Origin of the sequence: Flintibacter porci (assembly GCF_041925195.1) — a bacterium.
Taxonomy (GTDB): Bacteria; Bacillota; Clostridia; order Oscillospirales; family Oscillospiraceae; genus Lawsonibacter; species Lawsonibacter porci.
Genome location: NZ_JBHEVB010000007.1, coordinates 89,080 through 110,532, shown reverse-complemented (window position 1 = coordinate 110,532; position 21,453 = coordinate 89,080). Strand labels below are relative to the sequence as shown.

Genomic DNA, 21,453 nt, shown 5'->3' with positions numbered 1-21,453 from the left:
GTACCATGATTGACTTTAAAAACGCTTCTTATTTAAAACTCAAACCCGTCCCCAACAGCGATTTTTCCGGCATGATTCAGCCAATGTTTGTTCCTGGAGAAGAGATTATCCAGTCTTTCCGTGGCATCCGCGACGGCGTAGTCTTTACCAATAAGCGCATTTTTGCAATCAATGTCCAAGGCATCACTGGTAAGAAAAAGGACTTTACCAGCCTTCCGTATAGCAAGATCCAGGCGTTCTCCGTTGAAACTGCCGGCGTGATTGATCTGGACAGCGAGCTGGAACTCTGGTTCTCCGGCATGGGCCTGGCCAAATTTGAATTTGTCTCCAATGCAGATGTCTCCGGTATCTGCCGCATGATCAGCGAAAAAGTTCTCTGATCTCTGTGCCCTACATCAAGTCAGCAAAGAAGCCGCCCTCTCGGGCGGCTTCTCAAACCCCCACCATTCGAACATTCGTTTTGTTATGACAGGAGGCCCGCCATGCCCGAACTCTATGACATCTATCTGAGAAAATCCCGGGCCGACCGGGACGCGGAGGCCAACGGCGGCGGGGACACCCTGCTGCGCCACCGCACGGCCCTGCTGGAGCTGGCCCGGCGGATGGATCTGACCATCTTCCACATCTTCGAGGAGGTGGTCTCCGGAGAGAGCATCGCCAACCGCCCAGAGATGCAGAAGCTCCTGGCCGAGGTGGAGGGCGGCTCCATCGCCGGCGTGCTGGTCATGGAGGTGGAGCGTCTGGCCCGCGGCAACACCCGGGACCAGGGCATCGTAGCAGAGACCTTCCAGTATTCCGGGACAAAGATCATCACCCCCCTTAAGACTTACGATCCCGCCGACGAGTCAGACCAGGAGTATTTTGAGTTTGGCCTGTTCATGTCCCGCCGGGAGTATAAAACCATCAACCGCCGGCTCCAGCGGGGGCGCATGGCCTCTCTCCAGGAGGGGAAATACATTGCCGCCGCCGCTCCCTACGGCTATGAACGGGTAAAGATCAAAGGGGCCAAGGGCTACACCCTCGCTATCGTGGAGGACCGGGCCCAAGTCGTGCGGCATATCTATGACATGTATATCAACGGCCTGCTCCAGCCGGATGGCAGCCTGCGCCATATCGGCAGCAGCGTCATTGCCAAGCAGCTGGATCGGGAGGGCATCCCCTCCCCTTCCGGCGGCCGGTGGGCTCCCTATACGGTGCGGGATATTTTAAGCAATCCAACTTACGCCGGGTTTATCCGCTGGTCCTGGCGACCCACCGTGCGCAAGGTGGTGGACGGCGTGCTGGTAGAGACCAGGCCAGTGAACAAGGCCATGGCCCTCACAGACGGGCTCCACCCTGCCATCATCCCCCGGGATCAGTGGCAGCGGGCCCAGGATATCATGGCCTCCAGGGCCTATCTGCCCATGCCGGGCAACCGCACCATGGTCAATCCACTGGCTGGTCTGGTCTACTGCGAACAATGCGGCCGCAGCCTGGTGCGCACAAAGGGACGCCGTGGGAACGCCAAAGACATGCTCATGTGTCCAAATAAGGACTGTACCTGCAAGGGCAGCACCCTGGACGAGGTGGAGGGGGTGCTGATCCACAGCCTGGAGCGCTGGCTCCAGGCTTATCGGCTCAAGGTAAAGCCCGTAAAGGGCCCTAGGAAGCGCTCTAACACCTCCCACTTGGAGCGCACCCTGGATGCCGCCCGCCGGGAACGGGACACCCTGGCGGGCCAGAAGGGGCGGCTCTACGACCTTCTGGAGCAGGGGGTCTATACCATCGACGTGTTTACCCAGCGCCAGTTCGAGTTGGCCACCCGGATATCTGCTGCTGAACAGGCCATCCAGGAGGCCAAGCAGCAGCTGGACGCGGAACGCCAGCTGGATGAGCTGCGCCTGAGCATCATCCCAAGAGTGGAGCGCCTGCTGGATGTATACCAGCAGTTGGAGACCCCGCAGGAGAAAAATGAGATGCTCAAGACCTGTCTGGAACGAGTCGAGTACCGGAAAACGATAGGTGGCCGTTATACCCAGAGCGATATGGCGCTGAAACTCTACCCCAAAATCATCCCCGTCTCCTCTCATCCTTGATTTTTGATGGAGCATTGTTGTAAAATAAAGAAAAAGCCGCCCTACCTGGGCGGCTTTTATCTTAGGTGGGGTTATACCTATGGACCTCCCATGGCGGTGGCCCCCCTCAATCAGGTCACACGGGTAGTAGACTACGCTTTGAGCGAAATCCCAAAGGAAAAAATCTGGATGGGCATGCCCAATTACGGCTATGACTGGAAGGTGCCCTATCAAAAGGACACTATGGCCCGGTCTATCTCCAACCAGCAGGCCATCGCTCTGGCCCAGAAACACTACGCTGCCATCCGCTTTGACGCCGCCGCCCAGTCCCCCTGGTTCCGGTATGTGGACGGAGACGGCCAGGAGCACGAGGTTTGGTTCGAAGATGCCCGGAGCGTACGCGCCAAGCTGGAACTGGCCCACAGCCGGGGGCTCTACGGGGTGAGCTACTGGAACCTGATGCGTCCCTTCCCCCAAAACTGGGTCCTGCTCACCACTCTCTACGAAATCGAAGACTAGGGCTGGATTTTTCCCGGAACATGGAGTAAAATGACGGAGTAAAAATTTCCCCACAAAGGAGAACTGAGAATTATGTCCGTGGAAGTTGGAATCAAGGGCCGCGCCGAAGACGTGGTCAGCGAGAAGAACACCGCCCAGGCCGCCTGTTCCGGCGCTCTGCCTGTATTCGGCACCCCCTTTATGACCGCCCTGATGGAGAAGGCCGCCTGGACCTCCATCGCCCCTTACCTGGCCCCCGGCGAGAGCACCGTGGGCACCAAGCTGGACGTGAGCCACGACTCCGCCTCCCCCATCGGCATCAAGGTGTGGGCTGAGAGCGAGGTCACCGAGGTGGACGGCAAGCGCATTGAGCTGAAGGTCGCCGCCTATGACGAAAAGGGCATGATTGGCCACGGTACCCACCAGCGCTTCATCGTCACCGACGAGCGCTTCCTGGCCAAGACCGCCAAGAAGCTGGAGGGCTAAGCAATGTCCATCGAGCGGGTGCGGGCCTACTTTAAGGAGTTGGGCCGAGAGGGCGATATTCTGGAATTTCCCGTCTCCAGCGCCACGGTGGAACTGGCCGCCCAGGCGGTGGGAGTGATCCCCGCCCGGATCGCCAAGACCCTCTCCTTCCTGGTGGACGGCAAGTGCGTACTCATCGTGGCCGCGGGAGACGCCAAGGTGGACAACAGCAAGTACAAGGGCCTGTTCCACACCAAGGCCAAGATGCTGACCCCGGAGCAGGCCGTGGAGATGACCGGCCACGCCGTGGGCGGCGTGTGTCCCTTCGCCAACCCGGAAGGCGTAGAGACCTACCTGGACGTGTCTCTCCAGCGGTTTGACACGGTATTCCCCGCCGCAGGCAGCTCCAACTCCGCCATCGAGCTCACCTGCAAAGAGCTGGAGGAGTACTCCCACAGCCGGGGCTGGATCGATGTATGCAAAGCCTGGCAGGAAAATGGCTAAAAAAATTCCGTGAGTGGTGTCACTCACGGAATTTTTTACTCTTTGATCTCATTCATGATATCCAGCAGCATGACCAGCTCATCCCGGCAGCCGTAGTTGTCCAGCACCTGGGGAGACAGCTCTTCCGCCAGTAGCTCCGAGCCCAGCTTCTGAGCCCGGGACAGGTCCTGGCGGGTCCCTACCCCCTGGGCCAGACACCGCACCAGGCGGCAGATGCAGTTCACATTGCCCTGTTTGGCACCCTGCCGATAGAGGGTGTAGGCCTGCTTCAGGTCCTGCTCTACCCCCAGCCCTTCCTCATACATTCGGCCCAGAGACCAGTAGGCGCTGTCCATGTTCTGCTCTTTGGCCTGCTCATAGCAGGTCCGGGCTTTGTCCAGATTTCCGGCCTTCTCCAAGTACCAGCCCATGTTGTAGACAGCGTATACATTTCCAAGCTCCGCGGCCTTGCGGTACCATTCCATGGCCTTGCCCAGATCTTTGGGCACGCCGCGGCCCTTGGCCAGCAGCTCGGCAAAGTTGTTCATCCCCGCGCTGCTGCCCAGCTGGGCGGACCGCTCATACCAGAGCGCGGCATTGGTGTAATCCTGCTCCACGCCCTGGCCCAGTTCATAGCTCAGTCCCAAGGAGAACATGGCCTCCCGGTCCCCCTCCTTGGCCGCCTTTTTATACCACTCCACGGCCAGATCCGGAGCGGTGGCCACGCCGATCCCGTCCATCAGACAGTCACCCAGCTGCACCATGCCCCGGGTGGAGCCCATCTGGGCCGCCTTACGGTAGAGCTCCACCGCACCTGCCGGGTCGGAGTCCACCCATTTTCCGGTCTGCTTGAGCCACCCAAGGCAGCACATGCCCTCCGGGTCGCCTCCCTGGACGGCTTTCTCATACCAGCGCACCGTCAGTTCTTTGTCCTGCTCGGTGCCTACGCCGAACTCATAGTGCTTGGCCAGGGCCGTCTGAGCGGGAGCCTCCCCCTGAAGGGCGGCTGTGCGCAGCCACTCCACCGCTTTGGCGTGGTCCTGGTCAACACCGATCCCGTCCTCCAGACAGTGGGCCAGCATCCGTTGGCCCCGGGCGGAGCCGTGCTCCGCCGCCGCCAGATACAAGGAAGCAGCGCCCGCCGGGTCCTGGGGTGTACCGATACCCTGCTCCAGACAGACACCCAGATTGCACAGGGCGGCCACGCTGCCCATTTCCACCGCCTGCTTGTAAAGCCAAACCGCCTGTCGAAGATCAGGCTGGATTCCGATGCCCTGCTCCATGCAAAGTCCCAGGTTACAGGTGCCCCAGCCGCTGCCCAAACTGGCAGAGCGGCGGAAGCAGGCCAACGCTTTCTCATCGTCAGCGGGCTCCTCCTCCGTCCAATAGAGCCCCAGGCGGCACCACTCGTCTCCGGTCAGTTCCTCCTCCCGGCGTTCCTTCAGGGCCTGGCCGCAGCGGGGGCAGGCATCGGGCAGGGTGTCGCCCTCCCCGAACCAGAGGCACTCCTCATTGGTACAGCTGTAAATCATGCGCTCACACCCCTCGCTCCACGATTTCATAGATTTTCTTCAGGTCCAGGCTCTCACGCAGGGTCTGGGCCAGTTTGTCATATTGGCGCTGCTTATAGCTCCAAAGGGTTTCCTTGGGGGCCTCCCCGTCCCAGTGGAGCCCCTTCTCCTCCATCAGCAGGCAGACAAGCCGCTCCACCAGCTGGGGCGAATCCAGCAGACCGTGGAGGTAAGTACCCAGCACCGAACCGGACACCGTAAAGAGCGCCCCGCTTTGTCCCATGTGGATCTCGTACCCCTCCAAAGGACAGCCGGAGAGTGAGGCGAACAGCCCACGGCACTCCGGGAAGGGACAGACCGTACGGGTGGTGGTCTTTTCAGAGGAAAAGACCGTGGTGGTATCCAGCAGGCCCATACCATCCATGGAACCGCCACCCTCTACGCCTAAGGGGTCGGAGAGCTTCCGGCCCAGCATCTGATAGCCTCCGCAGATGCCCATCACCGGGGTTCCACGGCTGGCCAGCTTTAAAATGGCCGCCTCCAGACCACACTGGCGCAGCCAGCGGAGATCGGCTAGGGTGCTTTTAGTGCCCGGCAGGATTACCAGGTCGGGCCGTCCCAGCTCCTCTGCCCGGTCCACGTACCGCAGGCCCACCGCCGGGTGGCGCTGGAGAGGATCAAAGTCGGTAAAGTTAGAAATGCGGGGCAGGCGGATGACTGCCACATCCAGAGGTGCCTTACCGCCCTGGGCGCCCAACCGGGAGGACAGGCTGTCCTCCTCGTCCAGGTCCAGATTCATCCAAGGCACCACGCCCACGACGGGGACTTTGCAAAGCTCCTCCAGCTGGGTCAGGCCGGGACGGAGCAGCTCCACATCCCCCCGGAACTTATTGATGATGGTCCCCTTCACATAGGGACGCTCCTCCGCCTCCAGCAGGGCCATGGTGCCGTACAGAGCGGCAAACACCCCGCCCCGGTCGATATCCCCCGCCAGCAACACGGGAGCGCCCACCATCCGAGCTAGTCCCATGTTGACGATGTCCTGGAACTTCAAATTGATCTCCGCCGGGCTTCCTGCCCCCTCCAGCACGATGATGTCGTACTGCTCTTCCAGCGTGTGGTAGGCCTCCATCACCTGGGGAATGAGCCGGCTTTTTTGCCGAAAGTACTCCGAGGCGGTGAGGTTGCCCACCGCCCGGCCGTTCACAATGACCTGGCTGCCCACGTCGCTGGTGGGTTTTAAGAGGATGGGATTCATCTCCACAGAGGGCTCCACCCCCGCCGCCTCCGCCTGCATGACCTGAGCCCGGCCCATCTCCAGCCCCTGGGCGGTAATGAAGCTGTTGAGGGCCATATTCTGGCTTTTAAAGGGGGCCACCTTGTAGCCGTCCTGGCGGAAGATGCGGCACAGTCCTGCCGCCAACACGCTTTTGCCCGCGTTGGACATGGTACCCTGGATCATAATGGATTTTGCCGACATGTTATTCTCCTCTCAGCAGCGTGCTCAATGCGGCGATCAGCTGCCCGTTTTCCTCCGGGGTACGAAGACCCACCCGGTACCACCCCGGCCCCAGACCGGCGTAATTGGCGCAGTCCCTCACCAGAATACCATTCTCTCGCAAGCGCCTCCCCAGGTCCTCCGGGCCGCGAAAGAGCAGAAAGCAGCTCTCCGACGGGCACACCCAAAGTCCCAGTTCCTCCAGAGCAGCTTGCAGTTTGTTCCGTTCTCCCTCAATCTGGGGAAAACATGTAAAAGGCCAGCGGGGAAAGGACTGTAAAGCGCACTCCCCTGCGGCCTGTGCCGGGATCGATACCGGCCAGGGCTGCAGAATGTGGGCCATCTGCTCCAGCAGCGCCCGGTCCCCACACAGGCAATAGCCCAGGCGCAGCCCGGCCAGAGCATAACTTTTTGTGAGTGCCCGGAACAAAATCAGGTTTCCCCCCGCCAACTGGTCAGTCAAGCGGTCAGGCCGGGCGGCGGTGAGCTCCAGAAAGCACTGGTCCACCGCCAGCATGGCTCCCACCTGACGGCAGCGGGCCAAGATCTGATATAAAAGTTCTTTCTCCATCAGCCGCCCGGTGGGATTGTTGGGATCGCAGAGGAACACCAACTCTACCCCGGGGACGATAGCCTCCAGCAGAGCTCCATCGGGAACAAATCCATTCTCCCAGGAGAGGTGCACCTCCTCTATCTGGCAGCCCACCCCTTCCAAAGCACGGCGGTATTCTCCAAAGGTAGGGGCAAGGAGAATTGCTTTCTTAGGCCTCAGGCTCAGGGAAAAGCGGTCAATGAGGTCGGCGCAGCCGTTACCCCACAGCACCATGTCTTCCTCCACCCCATCCCGCTGGGCGGCGGCACGGACCAGCCCCCGGCACTGGGGATCGGGATAGCCCTGGCGCAGGACTCCCTCTTGCGCGACGCGCAGAACGGGTTGGGGCGCTCCGACGGGATTGAGACAGACAGAGAAGTCCAGCAGTCCAGCATTGCCGCCGTATACATCTCCCCCGTGAACGATCCGTTCCATCACTTCTCACCCCTTACAACCATATAGAAAGCCCGGCAAAAAGCAGCAAAAACAGCGCCGCCGTAGCGTACATCAACCCACAAGCGCGCGGAATATCCTCCGGCTCCACCGGGCGGATCGGATCGCCCAGGGTTGGCTTGTGGACTATCTTGCCAAAATAGCTGGCGTCCCCCGCCAGACGTACCCCCAAGGCTCCGGCACAGGCGGCCTCTGTGTGGGCAGAGTTGGGAGATGCGTGCCTCCGCCGGTCCCGCCAGAAGATGCTCCAGGCCCGTAGGCCAGAGCAGCCGGGCAGTAAAACTGCCCCGAGACACATCAAAAGCCCGGACAGCCGGGCAGGAATGAAGTTCAACACATCGTCCAGCCGGGCGGAGGCCCAGCCAAACCAGCGGTACTTCTCATTTTTGTAGCCTACCATGGAGTCCAGGGTACTCACTGCCTTGTAGGCCATTCCAGCAGGCAGTCCCCCCAGAAAGAGAAAGATCAACGGGGCGGTCACTCCGTCACAGGTGTTCTCCGCTACCGTCTCCACCGCCGCCTTGGCCACCCCGGTCTCATCCAGGGCCTGGGTATCCCGACCTACAATGCGAGACACCGCCTGTCGTGCCCCCTCCAGATCATGCTTTTTTAAGGGATAATAGACCGCCATGCTCTCCTTTTGCAGAGACCGGGCGGCCAACAGCTGGTAGGTAAACCACAGCTGCACCACCCAGCTAAGCCACGGCGATACTTGACCCAGTCCCCATAAGATCAGGGCGCTGCCGCCGCCAAACAGGATGGGCAGAGCCAGAGCCAGAACGATTCCGGCCCCGCGTTCCCCTGCTGGGGTCTTAGGAAAGAGGCGCCGGAGCACTCGCTCCAGCACAGAGATAGTCCGTCCCATCCACCGCACCGGGTGGGGCATCCAGTGGGGGTCCCCCAGCAGCAAGTCCAGAGCCACAGCAGGCAGCAGGACCGTCCAGAAGAAATGTGCCATGGTTTAAAGCTCCTCTAATAATTTGAGAGTAAAGGGATTTTCCTGCACAGATACTCGGAAACCTCCGCAGTTCTTTACCTGCCAGTCATAGAGCTTGCGCTCCGGACGGCCGAAGGTCCCCATTACCACCAGCCAGGTCCCACCGTGGGCCACGATGGCTGGACGCTCCAATCCCATAGCCTTGGCCTGCTGGGCCACGGTCTGGATGCCACGGCGGCAGCGGGCAATGAAGTGCTCCATGGACTCCCCATGGGGGAAAGTGACGGTCATGTCCCCGCTGATCCAGGCGCGGTAGATTTCCTCGTCCTTCAGCTCTTCCCAGGTCTTGCACTCATAGTCCCCAAAGTCACACTCCTGAAGATCCGGAACGATGCGCTGCTCCATACCGGGAAACAGAAGCTCCGCTGTCTGGCGGCAGCGCTTCAAAGGAGACACCCAAAGGCCGTCCACCTCCGGCATGCGCTCCCGGCGCTCCCGGGCTAACGCCTCCCCCTCTGGGGCTAAGGGTTGGTCCGTGGACCCCACATATTGTTTTTCCAAATTACCCGGCGTCAGACTGTGCCGGATGAGAACGAATTCCATGGTTGGCTCCTTTTCCTTTCTTTATTTCAGACGCATGGCCAGACCGCACTGGAGACGGTATACCGCCTGGGCCTCTTGGGCCAGCTGACAGCACAGCCGTCCGATGGCCTCCCGGCGCTCCCGGTCATGGCGCTCCATCGGTACCACTCCGCAGCCCACCTCGTCGCAGATCACCGCCTCATAGTTCAGCAGCTCTTTCAGATAGGGCAGCGGCTCCATCTCATGGAGGGCGGACAGGGTTTTTCCCGGATCACAGCCCAAGGTCTTGGCAAACTCCCGCTTGCCTGCACCCCGGCCGCCGATAATCAAAATCATAACACCGCCTCCAGACGCTGCGCCAATACCAGGCCCGCCAGACACCCCAGTTCACACAGCTGCAAAAACCACCCCGCCAGATCGCCGGTCACTCCGCCGAACTCCTTACGGGCAGTATGTTTGTAGTAGAAGTAGACGGCCAGTCCCACTGCCGCCGACAGCAGATACCAGGGGTTCAACGCCCCCAAGGCTAGGACACACAGTACCCCGCCCAACACCAGGCTCCAAGGGAAGCCCGTCCCGGTTACCGCCGACAGCATCCCCTCCCCCCGGGCATTTGGCAGACGCAGGGCTCCGTAGCCCGACAGACACCGGCTGTAGAGAGGCAGCAGCAGAACCGCCAACAGCGTATTGCCGTCAAGCATTTCCACTTCACACCATAGACCAAACAAGGCCAACAGATAGCACACACAGCCCAAAACGGCAAAAGCGCCCACCCGGGAGTCCTTCAAAATCTCCAGCTTCCGTTCCCGGCTCTGGTGGGAGGCCAGGGCATCACATACGTCACAGAAGCCGTCCATGTGGATGCCGCCGGTGACCAAAATAGGCAGCAGAGTCATCCCCACCGCCCGCAGGACGGTACCCAGCTCTAGCGCCCAACACAGGGCCAGCCAGACGCCCCAGGCTGCGCTCACCGCCAGACCTACCAGGGGAAAGACGTACAGTGTGAGACGGCGGCTCTCACTCTCCCAATCCAGGGGCGGCATGGGCACCCGGGAGTAGAGGGCAAAAGACATGCCCACAGCCCGCAGCCACTTCATACCCTCTCCCCCTTCCAAATAACCGGGATACCGCACACCAGCTCGGCCACCAGGTCATAACGTTTTGATAAATTGGTCTGAACCTGAGAGAGCACATCCAGATAGGCCATGGTCTCCGGTGGGTAGTCCTCCCCGTCCCGGAAGAGATCGTTGCCCACCACCACCAGGTGCTCCGCTTTGTGCTCCAACGCAGTCAGACCCCGTTCTAACGCTGCCAAAGCAGCGTCTTTGTCCACGGCTTTGCCGGAAAACACCTCATTGGCCACCAGATTGCCCAGGTCCTCTAGCAAAACAGTGGCGTGAGACGGAATAGAACAGGTCTCCAAATTCCGGGGCTGTTCCAAGGTCGTAAACCCTTTGCCTGCACGGGCCTGGCGGTGGCGGGCAATACGCTCCGCTCCCTCCTGGCCCCAGGGTTCCATGGTGGCCAAATAGATCAGGGGACCGCCCAGGCGGCAGGCCAGATCTTCCGCCCAGCCGCTCTTCCCGCAGGCAGAGCCCCCCAGAACCAGGGCCCTCAGGGGGTTACCCCCGCTCGGGCAGGGCCGGACACCGCCCGGCCGTCAGGCTGATAGGCTTCGATCCCCATATGGTCGAAGGTAGACATATTTTGATACACAGACAGAGCCATGTCCAGCAGCGGCATGGCCGCCACTGCGCCGGTGCCTTCTCCCAGGTGGAGTCCCGCATCCAGAACCGGCTCCAGCCCCAATTCCTGGAGCAGAAGCTTCCCGCAGGGCTCCGCAGGACGATGGCTGGCCAGCATGGCCTTTCGGGCGTTGGGGCACAGGCGCACCGCCAACAGAGCCGCCGCACAGGAGATGGCTCCGTCCAGCAGCACCGGACGGTTCCGAGCCGCTGCTCCCAGGTAGAACCCTGTCATAGCAGCGATGTCAAGTCCGCCCACTTTACTTAAAACATCCAGAGGATCTTTTCGGTTTGGTTGGTTCTGTACCAAGGCCCGCTGGATGACCGTCACCTTGTGCACCAGGCCGGCGTCAGACAGACCCGCCCCGCGCCCAGCGGTCACCGAGGGGGGCAGATCCAGCAGCACGCTAGTCACCGCAGCGGTGGTGGTGGTGTTGCCAATGCCCATCTCCCCCGCTGCCAACAGGGCGATATCCTGATCGTCCAGCTCCATAGCGATCTGTGCCCCGGCCATCAGGGCAGTCTGGGCCTCTTCTCGGCTCATGGCAGGACCTTTTGTCATATCAGCAGTACCTGGGCGGACAGATAAATCCCGCACTCCGGGCACAGGGGCATGGGCCAGTATACCCACATCCACCGGGACTACCTTTGCTCCCGCTACCCGGGCCATGTGGCACACCGAGGAACACCCCTCGCCTAAAGCTTTGGCCACCGCTAAGGTGACCTCCTGCCCGGTCTGGGTCACTCCCTGGGCTACAACCCCATTGTCGGCACAGAATACGGCCACTGCTTTAGCACCTAGGGACAGATCCGTTTTTCCGGTGGCTCCTGCCACCCGCACCAGCATCTCCTCCAGATGGCCCAGGCCGTTGAGCGGCTTGGCAATGGCATCCCAGTTTTTCCGGCAGCCCTCCATGGCGCTTTGATCCGCCGGGGTAATGGCAGCCAGCAGTTCTTCCAGTTCCATAATCATCTCTCCTTCCACCGGCGGCAGGCGTCGGAAAACCGCCGGGCCACTTGGGGGCAGGACGGCAGATATAAGTGAGGAAATCCGGCAAGTAGATTTCCCTTACAAACCATGCAATTCCAGTGCTTCTCACTCTCCGGCTTTTGAGCCAGACAGGCTTGTCCGTTCTGAGTGCAGTCCCAGCGGTGAAACTCGTGGGCGGCCACGGTCTCCCCGGAGCGCAGATAGGCACTGTCCTCCAAGGAGTGCAGCGTCACATATCCAAAGCGCTGCAGCCGCCCGGTTCGGTATCCGGCTCCCTCCAAAATTCCAGTCATGGGCCAGGCCTTGCCTTGGGAATCCTCCAGGGTCTGCTGCAAGTAGAGGAATCCTCCGCACTCGGCTAAAATGGGCATGTCCGCCTCGGCAACTTCACGCAGAGCCTTCCTCATAGAGACATTTTCGCTGAGCATTTGGGCATACAACTCTGGATAGCCGCCCCCCAGATAGACCCCGCAGGTACCCTCCGGAAGCTGTTTATCTGACAAGGGACTAAACTTTACGATAGCTAGACCGCAGCGCTTTAAGAGTTCCAGGTTTTCATGATAGTAGAAACAGAATGCCTCATCCCAGGCTACTGCCAGTACTCCGGCAGGCGCCTCTGGTCTCTCCTGCTCTTCCGGAATCTCCAAAGGTGGCGCGGACTGTGCAAGCTCCAGCAATCGGTCTACATCGGCGTATTGTTCTAAAGCATCCGCCAGCTTCTCCACCCGCTCTCCCAGGTCCTGGATCTCCCCCGGGGTATAGAGTCCCAGGTGGCGGCTGGGGATAGAGCACTCAGGCAGCCGGGGCAGACAGCCTAACACGGGCAGCCCGGTTTCCCGCTGGATGTCCTGGCTGAGCCGGGCAGCCATGGCAGGAGTGGTCCCATTGAGGAGCACCCCCGCCACCTGGCTGGGCTGACGGAACTGGGCAAGTCCCTGCAAGACCGCCGCCAGGGTAAGGGCGGAGCCTTTCGGCTCCGCCACCAAAATGGTCGGGGTCTGGGTGACTTCGGCCACGTGCCAGCTGCTGGCCCGCTCGCCCCCTCCTACCCCATCATAATAGCCCATAACACCCTCGATGACCGCCGCGCCCCGGCCCTGAGCTCCCAGAGCCAGATTGCGCCGCACTTCATCGGGAGAGGAAAAAAACAGGTCCAGATTTCGGCTGGGCAGCCCCAACACGCTGCGATGAAACATAGGGTCGATGTAGTCCGGCCCGCACTTGAAAGCGCAGGGAGAAAGCCCACGGCGCTCCAGCACCCGCAGCAGGGCGCAGGTGAGGGTGGTTTTACCGCTGCCGCTGGCCGGAGCGGCCAGCAGCAGACGGGGAACGTGACAGGTCATAATGTGCTCCTTTTAAAAGGTATCCTCCTGAGCCCGGTCCACCCCATCGTCAAGGTCAAAGGGCGGAGCATCCTGGTCGGGTGTGGGTGCAGCAGGCGCAGGAGTCGGCGGTTCCGGCGCACCGCCCGGGGCGTTGGAAACAATGCCCTGGCGGTACTTCATCTCCTGCCACTGCTCCTTGGTAATGAGCAGCTGCCGGGCCTTGGAGCCCTCGAAGGGACCCACGATGCCCTTCTCCTCCAACTGGTCCACCAGTCGGGCAGCACGGGCATAGCCCAGCTTGAGCCGCCGCTGGAGCATGGACACCGAGGCCTGCCCTGTCTCCACCACCACCTCGGCGGCGGCATTGATGAGCTCGTCGTACTCCTCATCCCCGTTTTCCATGGGATTGGAGCCGCCCACGCCCTTGGCGCCCTTGTCCTTCTCAGCGGCGTGATGCTCGATCTCCTGCATGACCTGATCGTCATACTGGGCCGCACCGCTGTTCTTCTTGACAAAGTCTACCACTGAGGCTACCTCACCGTCGGAGATAAAGCAGCCCTGCACTCGGGTGGGCTTGCCGCTGCCCAGCGGAGCAAAGAGCATATCGCCCCGGCCCACCAGTTTTTCTGCGCCCTGGGTATCCAGGATGATGCGGGACTCCATGGCGGAGGCCACGGCAAAGGCAATGCGGCTGGGAATGTTGGCCTTCATGAGGCCGGTAATCACGTCGGCAGAGGGACGCTGGGTGGCGATGACCAGGTGCATCCCGGCGGCACGGCCCATCTGGGCCACGCGGCAGATGGATTCTTCCACCTCTTTGGCCGCCACCAGCATCAGATCGGCCAACTCATCGATGACTACTACGATGGAGGGCATTTTTTCCATGCCCTCGGTCTTGGCGGCCAGGGCGTTGTACTCCTCCAGCTTGCGCACGCCCACCTCAGAGAAGGTGCGGTAGCGCTTCATCATCTCAGTGACTGCCCACTGCAGGGCTCCGGCCGCCTTTTTGGGGTCGGTGACCACTGGAATCAGCAGATGGGGAATGCCGTTGTAAATGCCTAGCTCCACCATTTTTGGGTCCACCATGATGAGACGGACCTCTTCGGGGCTGGCTTTATAAAGGAGGGAAATAATCAGAGAGTTGGTACACACCGACTTACCGGAGCCAGTGGTACCAGCGATAAGCAAGTGAGGAAGCTTTCCAATGTCCCCTACGATGGCTTGTCCGCTGATGTCCTTACCTACGGCAAAGGATACCTTAGATTTGCTGCCAGTGAAGGCCTGGGAGGCGATGACCGAGTGAATGGACACGGGAGAAACCACCTTGTTGGGCACTTCGATACCCACCACCGAGATCTTGTCGGGGATGGGGGCGATGCGCACACCGGTAGCACCCAAAGCCAGGGCGATATCGTCGGCCAGATTGGTCAGCTTGTTGAGACGCACGCCCTGGTCCAGCTCCAGCTCATACCGGGTAACCGAGGGGCCGCGCACCACGTTGACAATGTTGGCGTCGATGCCGAAGGAGTGGATGGTATCGCTGAGCCGCTGACGGTTGGCACTGAGCTCGCCCAGTGCCTCTCCCCCCAGCTCTCCCTTCCCCTCTTGGAGCAGCTCCAGGGGTGGATATTGGTAAGGAGGCGTCTGCTGAGAGAGCCCCTGCTGGATATGGGCGGAGACCTCCTGAGCAGCCTGCTGGCTCTCCTGCTGGGTCATCTTGGGCACAGCGGGCTCCCGGACGATCTCAGGCATAGCCATGGGAGCCGGAGCAGGAGGCACAACGTGGACAGGTTCTGGTGCGAAGGAAGTTTCCTTTACAGGCTCTGAAATCTCAGCCTCCGGGGCAAAGATGGGGTCGGGCTGAACGGGCGGAGGCGGAGTGGTAAAGATGGGATCGGCCGCAGGTTCCGGCTTTGTCTTGACCGGCTCCGGTTCCGGCGTAACAGTTTCCTCGGGCTGTGCCGGGCTGGCCTCGGCAGTACCTCTCAGCAGCTGATCGGGAGCAGGCACCCGGGATATCCGGTTAAAGAAGCTGCCCTTGCGCTTCTCCGGTGCCGGAGTGGGCTGGGGCTCCTTGCCCACCAGAGGTCCATCCTCTACCGGGATATCGATGTCGGCGGAGCGGCCCCGGGCAGTCTTGGTCTCCACTCTGGCCGCCGGTGCGGGAGCCTGACGGCGGGGACGCTCCGGGATCTCCTGGGGCTCGTACTCCGGGCGGTTGAAGATCCAGTCGGCCACATCCACAATGGTGCGGTTAAAGGTCCCAAGAGCCAGAAGCAGGAAGGCCAGCACAAAGACCACGGTGGCGCCGATGCTGCTGAACACTTGGACAAAGGCCTGGGCCACGGTACCCGACAGGGCGCCGCCGCTTCTCATGGCCTCGCCTCCGGCCCACAAGGTCTTAAGCAGAGTGGCATCCCAGGGCAGCACTGGATTCAAAAGGCCATGAACGGTACAGGAAAATACTCCCGGCAGAGACAAGGCGCATGTCAGGCGCAGAGCCACCGGGCGTCCCCGGTGGAAGGCCAGGATATAGCTGCCCAGCAGCAAAGCGGGCGGCACCAGCCAAAAGCCGTAGCCAAACAGTCCCTTGACCAGTCCGCAGAAAAAGTCAATGAACAGCGCCTTCATATGGAAATAGCCAAAGGCGGAGAAGATGGCCAGCAGCAGGCAGATCACCGCTCCTGCTTCCCGGCGGAAAGGTTTATTGGCAGAGGAACTGCTTCTCCCCTTCCCAGATGCGGGCTTTTTGCTCCGGGATGAGCTGGACGATGTAGTTTTTCGTTTCCCAGCGGAGGAAGTCTTCCGGCTGGTGCTGGACTTCTTTTGGGTCGCCATAGTATTCGGTCCTTTCGGATAATAATATCAAAAGGCGCGGTCATGCGCCGAAACCTGTGGTGCATCCTCCTTAGTCGGCGGGCACCGCCCTGATTGGGCATACATATTTATCATACCATATCCCAGGTTACGATGCCAGCCCCTTTCGCTCACTGAAACAAAAAACGCGGGGAACGGCAATACTGCCGTTCCCCGCAGATGGGGTACAGAAAACGAATTAGGCCTTGTTGTCGCAGCCCAGCACGTCGATGATCTTGTGCTTGACCAGCTCCTTGATGTTGGCGCGGGCGGGCTTCAGATACTCACGAGGATCGAACTTGTCGGGATGCTCGTTGAAGAACTGACGGATGGTACCGGTCATGGCCAGGCGCAGATCGGAGTCGATGTTGATCTTACACACGGACATGGAAGCGGCCTTACGCAGCTGCTCCTCGGGGATACCCACGGCGTCGGGCATCTTGCCGCCGTTCTCGTTGATCATCTTCACGTAGTTCTGGGGCACGGAAGAGGAGCCGTGGAGAACGATGGGGAAGCCGGGCAGACGCTTGGAGACCTCCTCCAGCACATCGAAGCGCAGGGGCGGGGGAACCAGGATGCCCTTCTCATTGCGGGTGCACTGGTCAGCGGTGAACTTGTAAGCACCGTGGCTGGTGCCGATGGCGATGGCCAGGGAGTCACAGCCGGTCTTGGCAACGAACTCCTCGACCTCCTCAGGACGGGTATAGGAAGCGGCGTGAGCGGCAACTTTAACATCATCCTCGATGCCGGCCAGAGTACCCAGCTCAGCCTCAACCACCACGCCGTGGTCGTGAGCGTACTCAACAACCTTCTTGGTGATCTCGATGTTCTCCTCGAAAGGCTTGGAGGAGGCGTCGATCATAACGGAGGTAAAGCCGCCGTCGATACAGCTCTTACAAGTCTCGAAGTCGGGGCCGTGGTCCAGGTGCAGAGCGATGGGAATGTTGGGGCACTCGATGACAGCAGCCTCAACCAGCTTCACCAGGTAGGTGTGGTTGGCATAGGCGCGGGCGCCCTTGGAGACCTGGAGGATCAGGGGAGCGTTGACCTCGCGGGCAGCCTCAGTGATACCCTGGACGATCTCCATGTTGTTAACGTTGAAAGCGCCGATAGCGTAGCCGCCGTCGTAGGCCTTCTTAAACATCTCGGTAGTGGTGACCAATGGCATATTGACCATCTCCTTAATATTTTTTACGGCCCTTATTGTACCATTAACGATTGCAAAATACAAGGGTGCGTGTTATTATTTAGTAGAGAATTTTCCGCTAAAACTCTTTTGAACTCTATTAAAGTTGTTTAGGAGGAAGCAAACATGAATCAACTCACCGGTGCTTGCATCATTGGCCAGTCTGGCGGCCCCACTGCCGTCATTAACGCCAGCGCTCAGGGTGTTATCCAGACCGCTTTGAAGGCGGACTGCATCACCCGCGTGCTGGGCGCCGCCCACGGCATCAAGGGCGTGCTGGACGACAAGCTGTACGACATGGCTCAGGAGGATCCCGCCGAGCTGGACCTGCTGCAGTACACCCCCTCTTCTGCTCTGGGTTCCTGCCGCTACAAGCTGGCTGATCCCGATGTGGATGACACCGATTATAAGCGCATCCTGGAAATCTTCCAGAAGTACAACGTGCGCTACTTCTTCTATAATGGCGGCAACGACTCCATGGACACCTGCAACAAGATCTCCAAGTATATGCAGAAGGTGGGCTATGAGTGCCGCATCATGGGCGTGCCCAAGACCATCGACAACGATCTGAACGGCACCGACCACTGCCCCGGCTTCGCTTCTGCCGCCAAGTATATTGCCACCTCCTGCGCTGAGGTGTGGCAGGATGCTCACGTGTACGACACCGGCATGATCACCGTGGTGGAGATCATGGGCCGTCACGCTGGCTGGCTGGCCGGCTCCGCTGCCCTGGCTTCCCTCACCGGCTGCGGCCCTGACCTGGTGTACCTGCCTGAGACCGACTTCGACATGGACAAGTTCCTGGCCGACGTGAAGGCGATCTACGAGAAGACCGGCAAGTGCATGGTGGCTGTCTCCGAGGGTATCCACTACGCCGATGGCACCTTCGTCTCCGAGGCCAAGACCTCTGCCACCGACGGCTTCGGTCACGCTCAGCTGGGCGGCCTGGCTGCTCTGCTGGCTGAGACCGTGAAGAACGCCACCGGCGCCAAGGTCCGCGGCATCGAGCTGAGCCTGCTGCAGCGCTGCGGCTCTCACGTTGCCTCCCGCACCGACGTCACCGAGGCCTGGCAGGCCGGCGCTGCCGCGGTTGAGGCCGCTGTGGCCGGCACCACCGACAAGATGGTTGCCTTCCAGTGCACCCGCGAGGGCGGCTACAAGTGCGAGACCGTGCTGCAGCCCCTGGACATCGTGGCCAACTTCGAGAAGAAGGTTCCCCGCGAGTGGATCAACGAGGCCGGCAACGGCGTCAAGCAGGAGTTCATCGACTATGTCCTCCCCCTCATCCAGGGCGAGGCCAACACTCCCAAGGAGAACTCCCTGCCCCGCTTCGCTCACCTGAAGAAGGTTCTGACCACTTCCATGTAATAACAATCGGGCGTCTGGCCAAAAACCAGACGCCCGTATTTTTTATAAGGTCTCCCCTGCCGGGGCAGACAAAGGAAAATGGGCGTCCGGTTTTCGGGCGCCCATCATTATTATTCCTTTTCCTTTGCCATCGGTCCGGTTTTTCCCAGATAAACCGCGGTATCCTCCGGCAGGGATTTTTTCCGCAGGCCGAAGCGTACCAGGCGGCTGATGACGCTGTAAAACATAGCAAACACCGGCACGCCCAGAACCATTCCGGCAAAGCCGAACAGGCCCCCGAAGAGCAGGATGGAAAACAGCACCCAGAAGGAGTCCAGGCCGGTGGAATCGCCCAGAATCTTGGGGCCCAGGATGTTGCCATCAAACTGCTGCAGAATCAGCACGAAAATGCAGAAGTATACGCACTGCAGCGGGCTCACCAGCAAGATCAGCAGCGCACAGGGGATGGCTCCAATGAACGGTCCAAAGAAAGGGATCACGTTGGTCACGCCGATGATCACTGCCAGCAGCATGGGATAGGGGAATTTCAGCAGGTTGCAGCACACCAAGGCAATGATGCCGATGATCAGGGAGTCCAGCAGCTTGCCGTTGATAAAGCCGCTCAAAATGCGGTAAGCACTGCGGGTCTCCTCCACCAGAAAGTCAGCGATCCGGGTAGAAAAGATGCTGTAGGTGATTTTCTTGGTCTGGGCGGCAAATTTGTCCTTGCGCACCAGCACGTACACCGAGACGATCACAGCGATGAGCAGATCCTTAAGCAGCATCACAAGAGCCCACAGTCCGGCATATACGCTGGTAAATACCCCGGTCAAGCGGGGAAACAGCTCGGTTTGAAGCCATTCCATGGTGGCATCGGCGGACTGGAAGTTGCTGAGCAGTCCATTTTCGGTGAACCACTTCTCCAGCGACTCGGAAGCACTGTTATAATAGGGCAGCACCGCCTCCTGCAGGTCGGGATTATCCTGGAAGAAGTCCGTGAGCCACTGCTGCACACTGTCAATATAACCCGGGAAGGCGTTGACCAGACCTACAATGCTGGAGTACAGCTGGGGCAGCACCATGGCCAGCAGGATGTACACCACCAGCACGGCAAAGGCAAGACTGAGAAGGATAGACACGAAGCGGAGCATCCCGTTTTTCCGGGGCCAGTTGACCCAAACCCCTTTCAACCACTCCAGCAAAAACTCATAAATGCCCCGCTGGATGGGCAGAAGCAGGAAGGCCAGTACCAGCCCGTAGAAAATGGGCCGCAGGATATAGGCCAGGGTGTCCAGCAGTGCTTTTACGGCGGAAATGTGGTAGATCAGGAAAAACATCAGGATGGCCGCCGCAATCACCGCGAAGGCGGTTACCCCCGCGGCGATGTACGGCCCGAATTTCCGTTGTTTCATATTTGCGGCACCGACTTTCTTACACCTTCAGCTCGGTCTCCTTGTCGGTCAGAGCGTCCTGATAGCGCTCCAGCACCGGGGCTACGCACTCCTTCAGGAACTCCTCCACCTGCTGGGGGCAGCGGCCGATGTAGGCGCTGGGCTCCATGTGGGCGGACAGCTCTTCCTTTGTCATGCCGAAGGCAGGATCGGCAGCAATGAGGTCGATGAGGTTGTTGGACAGGCCCAGATCCTTGACATTCCGGCCCGCCTCCTGAGACAGTACACGGATGCGCTCGTGGAGCTCCTGACGGTCTCCCCCGCGCTTCACCGCGTCCATCATGATGTTCTCGCTGGCCATGAAGGGCAGCTCCTCCAGTACGTGCTTCTCAATGACCTTGGGATGCACGATGAGACCGGAGGCCACATTCTCCATGATGTTCAGGATGGCGTCCACAGCCAGGAAGGCCTCGGGCACGCTGAGACGCTTGTTGGCGGAGTCGTCCAGAGTACGCTCAAACCACTGAGTGGCAGTGGTGACGGCGGGGTTGCCCACGTCCACGATGACATACCGGGCCAGAGAGCAGATGCGCTCGCAGCGCATGGGGTTGCGCTTGTAGGGCATAGCGGAAGAACCGATCTGATTCTTCTCAAAGGGCTCCTCTACCTCCTTGAGGTGGCACAGCAGACGCATATCGGTGGCAAACTTACTGGCGCTCTGGGCGATGCCCGCCAGAGTGGACACCACATTGTAATCCATCTTCCGGGAGTAGGTCTGGCCGCTGACAGGAACCACCGCGTCAAAGCCCATCTCCTTGGCGATCTTGGCCTCCAGCTCCTTCACCTTCTCATGGTCGCCCTCAAAGAGCTCCAGGAAGGAGGCCTGGGTGCCGGTGGTGCCCTTGGAACCCAGCAGCTTCAGGGTGGAGATGCGGTACTCCACTTCCTCCAGGTCCATAAGCAGCTCGTTCATCCACAGGGTAGCACGCTTGCCTACGGTGACCAGCTGGGCGGCCTGGAAGTGGGTGAAGCCCAGGGTGGGCAGAGCCTTGTTTTCGTCGGCAAACTTGGCCAGCTTGGCAATGACCCGCACCAGCTTGCGGCGCACCAGCTCCAGGCCCTCCCGCATGAGGATCACGTCGGTGTTATCGCCCACGTAGCAGCTGGTGGCGCCCAGGTGGATGATGGGCATGGCCTTGGGGCACAGCTCGCCGTAGGTGTGGACGTGGGCCATCACGTCGTGACGCAGCTTCTTCTCCCACTGAGCGGCCTTCTCGTAGTCAATATCGTTGATGTGGGCCTCCAGCTCATCCACCTGCTCCTGGGTGACAGGCAGGCCCAGCTCCATCTCAGCCCGGGCCAGGGCGACCCACAGCCGCCGCCAGGTGGTGAATTTCTTATCCGCGGAGAAGAGATAGAGCATCTCATCGCTGGCATAACGGGAAGAAAGGGGGCTCTCATAGGTATTGGTAGGCATCGGTTCATCGTCCTTTTCTATTTATTCCGGAGAGAGGGGTCCCTCTCCCCTGCCGGACTCGG

General features: G+C 60.3%; 20 protein-coding genes. 6 read left to right on the top strand and 14 right to left on the bottom strand.

Features of this window, described 5'->3' with window-relative positions; genetic code table 11:
• The first annotated feature begins 5 nt into the window (after nt 1–5).
• From ACEVJL_RS09395 to ACEVJL_RS09375, 5 genes are all read left to right on the top strand, one after another.
• A complete protein-coding gene (locus tag ACEVJL_RS09395) occupies nt 6–380 on the top strand; it encodes a PH domain-containing protein (RefSeq protein ID WP_374737612.1) in 375 nt (124 codons plus the stop codon).
• Between the two features lie 102 nt (nt 381–482).
• Nucleotides 483–2,075 carry a recombinase family protein gene (locus ACEVJL_RS09390; protein ID WP_374737610.1) on the top strand — a complete coding sequence of 531 codons (1,593 nt, stop codon included), beginning with the start codon at nt 483–485 and terminating at the stop codon, nt 2,073–2,075.
• A 6-nt stretch (nt 2,076–2,081) separates the two neighbouring features.
• On the top strand, nt 2,082–2,573 hold the full coding sequence (locus ACEVJL_RS09385; RefSeq protein ID WP_374737608.1) for a glycosyl hydrolase family 18 protein: 492 nt from the start codon (nt 2,082–2,084) through the stop codon (nt 2,571–2,573).
• A 72-nt stretch (nt 2,574–2,645) separates the two neighbouring features.
• Nucleotides 2,646–3,038, top strand: a complete 393-nt coding sequence (locus ACEVJL_RS09380; protein WP_008980641.1) for a thioesterase family protein — start codon at nt 2,646–2,648, stop codon at nt 3,036–3,038.
• 3 nt (nt 3,039–3,041) lie between these two features.
• A complete protein-coding gene (locus ACEVJL_RS09375) occupies nt 3,042–3,521 on the top strand; it encodes a YbaK/EbsC family protein (protein ID WP_110440620.1) in 480 nt (159 codons plus the stop codon).
• 35 nt (nt 3,522–3,556) lie between these two features.
• On the opposite strand, the gene ACEVJL_RS09370 is transcribed toward ACEVJL_RS09375, so the two are convergent.
• The 12 genes from ACEVJL_RS09370 to fba all read right to left on the bottom strand — a co-directional run bounded on the left by ACEVJL_RS09370 (nt 3,557) and on the right by fba (nt 17,158).
• Nucleotides 3,557–5,062 (bottom strand): tetratricopeptide repeat protein, encoded by a 1,506-nt coding sequence (locus tag ACEVJL_RS09370; RefSeq protein WP_374737607.1) that lies wholly within the window; start codon nt 5,060–5,062, stop codon nt 3,557–3,559.
• The gene (locus tag ACEVJL_RS09365; protein ID WP_302667699.1) at nt 5,037–6,491 is read right to left on the bottom strand and encodes a cobyric acid synthase; all 1,455 of its coding nucleotides are present in this window, start codon (nt 6,489–6,491) and stop codon (nt 5,037–5,039) included. The genes ACEVJL_RS09370 and ACEVJL_RS09365 overlap by 26 nt, the downstream gene beginning before the upstream one ends.
• A gap of 1 nt (nt 6,492) precedes the next feature.
• Nucleotides 6,493–7,536 (bottom strand): pyridoxal phosphate-dependent aminotransferase, encoded by a 1,044-nt coding sequence (locus tag ACEVJL_RS09360; RefSeq protein ID WP_374737605.1) that lies wholly within the window; start codon nt 7,534–7,536, stop codon nt 6,493–6,495.
• A 13-nt stretch (nt 7,537–7,549) separates the two neighbouring features.
• The gene (cbiB, locus tag ACEVJL_RS09355) at nt 7,550–8,512 is read right to left on the bottom strand and encodes an adenosylcobinamide-phosphate synthase CbiB (protein ID WP_374737603.1); all 963 of its coding nucleotides are present in this window, start codon (nt 8,510–8,512) and stop codon (nt 7,550–7,552) included.
• A 3-nt stretch (nt 8,513–8,515) separates the two neighbouring features.
• Entirely contained in the window at nt 8,516–9,094 is a 579-nt protein-coding gene (locus ACEVJL_RS09350; protein ID WP_374737602.1) for a histidine phosphatase family protein, read from the bottom strand.
• Between the two features lie 21 nt (nt 9,095–9,115).
• Entirely contained in the window at nt 9,116–9,409 is a 294-nt protein-coding gene (locus tag ACEVJL_RS09345) for a bifunctional adenosylcobinamide kinase/adenosylcobinamide-phosphate guanylyltransferase (protein WP_235396576.1), read from the bottom strand.
• Complete coding sequence (locus ACEVJL_RS09340; RefSeq protein ID WP_374737601.1) at nt 9,406–10,170, bottom strand: adenosylcobinamide-GDP ribazoletransferase; 765 nt, start codon at nt 10,168–10,170, stop codon at nt 9,406–9,408. The genes ACEVJL_RS09345 and ACEVJL_RS09340 overlap by 4 nt, the downstream gene beginning before the upstream one ends.
• Nucleotides 10,167–10,676 (bottom strand): bifunctional adenosylcobinamide kinase/adenosylcobinamide-phosphate guanylyltransferase, encoded by a 510-nt coding sequence (locus ACEVJL_RS09335; protein WP_268830492.1) that lies wholly within the window; start codon nt 10,674–10,676, stop codon nt 10,167–10,169. Before ACEVJL_RS09335 ends, ACEVJL_RS09340 begins: the two co-directional genes overlap by 4 nt.
• Before the next feature lie 11 nt (nt 10,677–10,687).
• On the bottom strand, nt 10,688–11,785 hold the full coding sequence (cobT, locus tag ACEVJL_RS09330) for a nicotinate-nucleotide--dimethylbenzimidazole phosphoribosyltransferase (protein ID WP_374737599.1): 1,098 nt from the start codon (nt 11,783–11,785) through the stop codon (nt 10,688–10,690).
• A gap of 2 nt (nt 11,786–11,787) precedes the next feature.
• Nucleotides 11,788–13,152 (bottom strand): cobyrinic acid a,c-diamide synthase CobB, encoded by a 1,365-nt coding sequence (locus tag ACEVJL_RS09325; protein ID WP_374737597.1) that lies wholly within the window; start codon nt 13,150–13,152, stop codon nt 11,788–11,790.
• A 12-nt stretch (nt 13,153–13,164) separates the two neighbouring features.
• Nucleotides 13,165–15,972 carry an FtsK/SpoIIIE family DNA translocase gene (locus tag ACEVJL_RS09320; RefSeq protein WP_374737595.1) on the bottom strand — a complete coding sequence of 936 codons (2,808 nt, stop codon included), beginning with the start codon at nt 15,970–15,972 and terminating at the stop codon, nt 13,165–13,167.
• Between the two features lie 217 nt (nt 15,973–16,189).
• Nucleotides 16,190–17,158, bottom strand: a complete 969-nt coding sequence (gene fba, locus ACEVJL_RS09315; protein ID WP_020989607.1) for a class II fructose-1,6-bisphosphate aldolase — start codon at nt 17,156–17,158, stop codon at nt 16,190–16,192.
• A gap of 144 nt (nt 17,159–17,302) precedes the next feature.
• On the opposite strand from fba, the gene ACEVJL_RS09310 reads away from it, so the two are divergent.
• Nucleotides 17,303–18,544 carry a 6-phosphofructokinase gene (locus tag ACEVJL_RS09310; protein WP_235396566.1) on the top strand — a complete coding sequence of 414 codons (1,242 nt, stop codon included), beginning with the start codon at nt 17,303–17,305 and terminating at the stop codon, nt 18,542–18,544.
• A gap of 110 nt (nt 18,545–18,654) precedes the next feature.
• On the opposite strand, the gene ACEVJL_RS09305 is transcribed toward ACEVJL_RS09310, so the two are convergent.
• Together ACEVJL_RS09305 and purB are read right to left on the bottom strand one after the other, a co-directional pair.
• Complete coding sequence (locus tag ACEVJL_RS09305) at nt 18,655–19,935, bottom strand: AI-2E family transporter (protein WP_008980628.1); 1,281 nt, start codon at nt 19,933–19,935, stop codon at nt 18,655–18,657.
• A 19-nt stretch (nt 19,936–19,954) separates the two neighbouring features.
• Nucleotides 19,955–21,391: an adenylosuccinate lyase gene (purB, locus tag ACEVJL_RS09300; RefSeq protein ID WP_008980627.1), complete on the bottom strand. Its 1,437-nt coding sequence runs from the start codon at nt 21,389–21,391 to the stop codon at nt 19,955–19,957.
• Nucleotides 21,392–21,453: the final 62 nt, after the last annotated feature.

What these genes read in the sequence shown, in the direction of transcription:
- ACEVJL_RS09305 (WP_008980628.1), bottom strand. Translation starts at nt 19,935, where the DNA reads ATGAAACAACGGAAATTCGGGCCGTACATCGCCGCGGGGGTAACCGCC.
- ACEVJL_RS09340 (WP_374737601.1), bottom strand. Translation starts at nt 10,170, where the DNA reads ATGAAGTGGCTGCGGGCTGTGGGCATGTCTTTTGCCCTCTACTCCCGG.
- ACEVJL_RS09395 (WP_374737612.1), top strand. Translation starts at nt 6, where the DNA reads ATGATTGACTTTAAAAACGCTTCTTATTTAAAACTCAAACCCGTCCCC.
- ACEVJL_RS09390 (WP_374737610.1), top strand. Translation starts at nt 483, where the DNA reads ATGCCCGAACTCTATGACATCTATCTGAGAAAATCCCGGGCCGACCGG.
- fba (WP_020989607.1), bottom strand. Translation starts at nt 17,158, where the DNA reads ATGCCATTGGTCACCACTACCGAGATGTTTAAGAAGGCCTACGACGGC.
- ACEVJL_RS09375 (WP_110440620.1), top strand. Translation starts at nt 3,042, where the DNA reads ATGTCCATCGAGCGGGTGCGGGCCTACTTTAAGGAGTTGGGCCGAGAG.
- ACEVJL_RS09385 (WP_374737608.1), top strand. Translation starts at nt 2,082, where the DNA reads ATGGAGCATTGTTGTAAAATAAAGAAAAAGCCGCCCTACCTGGGCGGC.
- ACEVJL_RS09350 (WP_374737602.1), bottom strand. Translation starts at nt 9,094, where the DNA reads ATGGAATTCGTTCTCATCCGGCACAGTCTGACGCCGGGTAATTTGGAA.
- ACEVJL_RS09380 (WP_008980641.1), top strand. Translation starts at nt 2,646, where the DNA reads ATGTCCGTGGAAGTTGGAATCAAGGGCCGCGCCGAAGACGTGGTCAGC.
- ACEVJL_RS09365 (WP_302667699.1), bottom strand. Translation starts at nt 6,491, where the DNA reads ATGTCGGCAAAATCCATTATGATCCAGGGTACCATGTCCAACGCGGGC.
- cbiB (WP_374737603.1), bottom strand. Translation starts at nt 8,512, where the DNA reads ATGGCACATTTCTTCTGGACGGTCCTGCTGCCTGCTGTGGCTCTGGAC.
- ACEVJL_RS09360 (WP_374737605.1), bottom strand. Translation starts at nt 7,536, where the DNA reads ATGGAACGGATCGTTCACGGGGGAGATGTATACGGCGGCAATGCTGGA.
- purB (WP_008980627.1), bottom strand. Translation starts at nt 21,391, where the DNA reads ATGCCTACCAATACCTATGAGAGCCCCCTTTCTTCCCGTTATGCCAGC.
- ACEVJL_RS09325 (WP_374737597.1), bottom strand. Translation starts at nt 13,152, where the DNA reads ATGACCTGTCACGTTCCCCGTCTGCTGCTGGCCGCTCCGGCCAGCGGC.
- cobT (WP_374737599.1), bottom strand. Translation starts at nt 11,785, where the DNA reads ATGGAACTGGAAGAACTGCTGGCTGCCATTACCCCGGCGGATCAAAGC.
- ACEVJL_RS09370 (WP_374737607.1), bottom strand. Translation starts at nt 5,062, where the DNA reads ATGAAATCGTGGAGCGAGGGGTGTGAGCGCATGATTTACAGCTGTACC.
- ACEVJL_RS09320 (WP_374737595.1), bottom strand. Translation starts at nt 15,972, where the DNA reads ATGGCGACCCAAAAGAAGTCCAGCACCAGCCGGAAGACTTCCTCCGCT.
- ACEVJL_RS09310 (WP_235396566.1), top strand. Translation starts at nt 17,303, where the DNA reads ATGAATCAACTCACCGGTGCTTGCATCATTGGCCAGTCTGGCGGCCCC.
- ACEVJL_RS09345 (WP_235396576.1), bottom strand. Translation starts at nt 9,409, where the DNA reads ATGATTTTGATTATCGGCGGCCGGGGTGCAGGCAAGCGGGAGTTTGCC.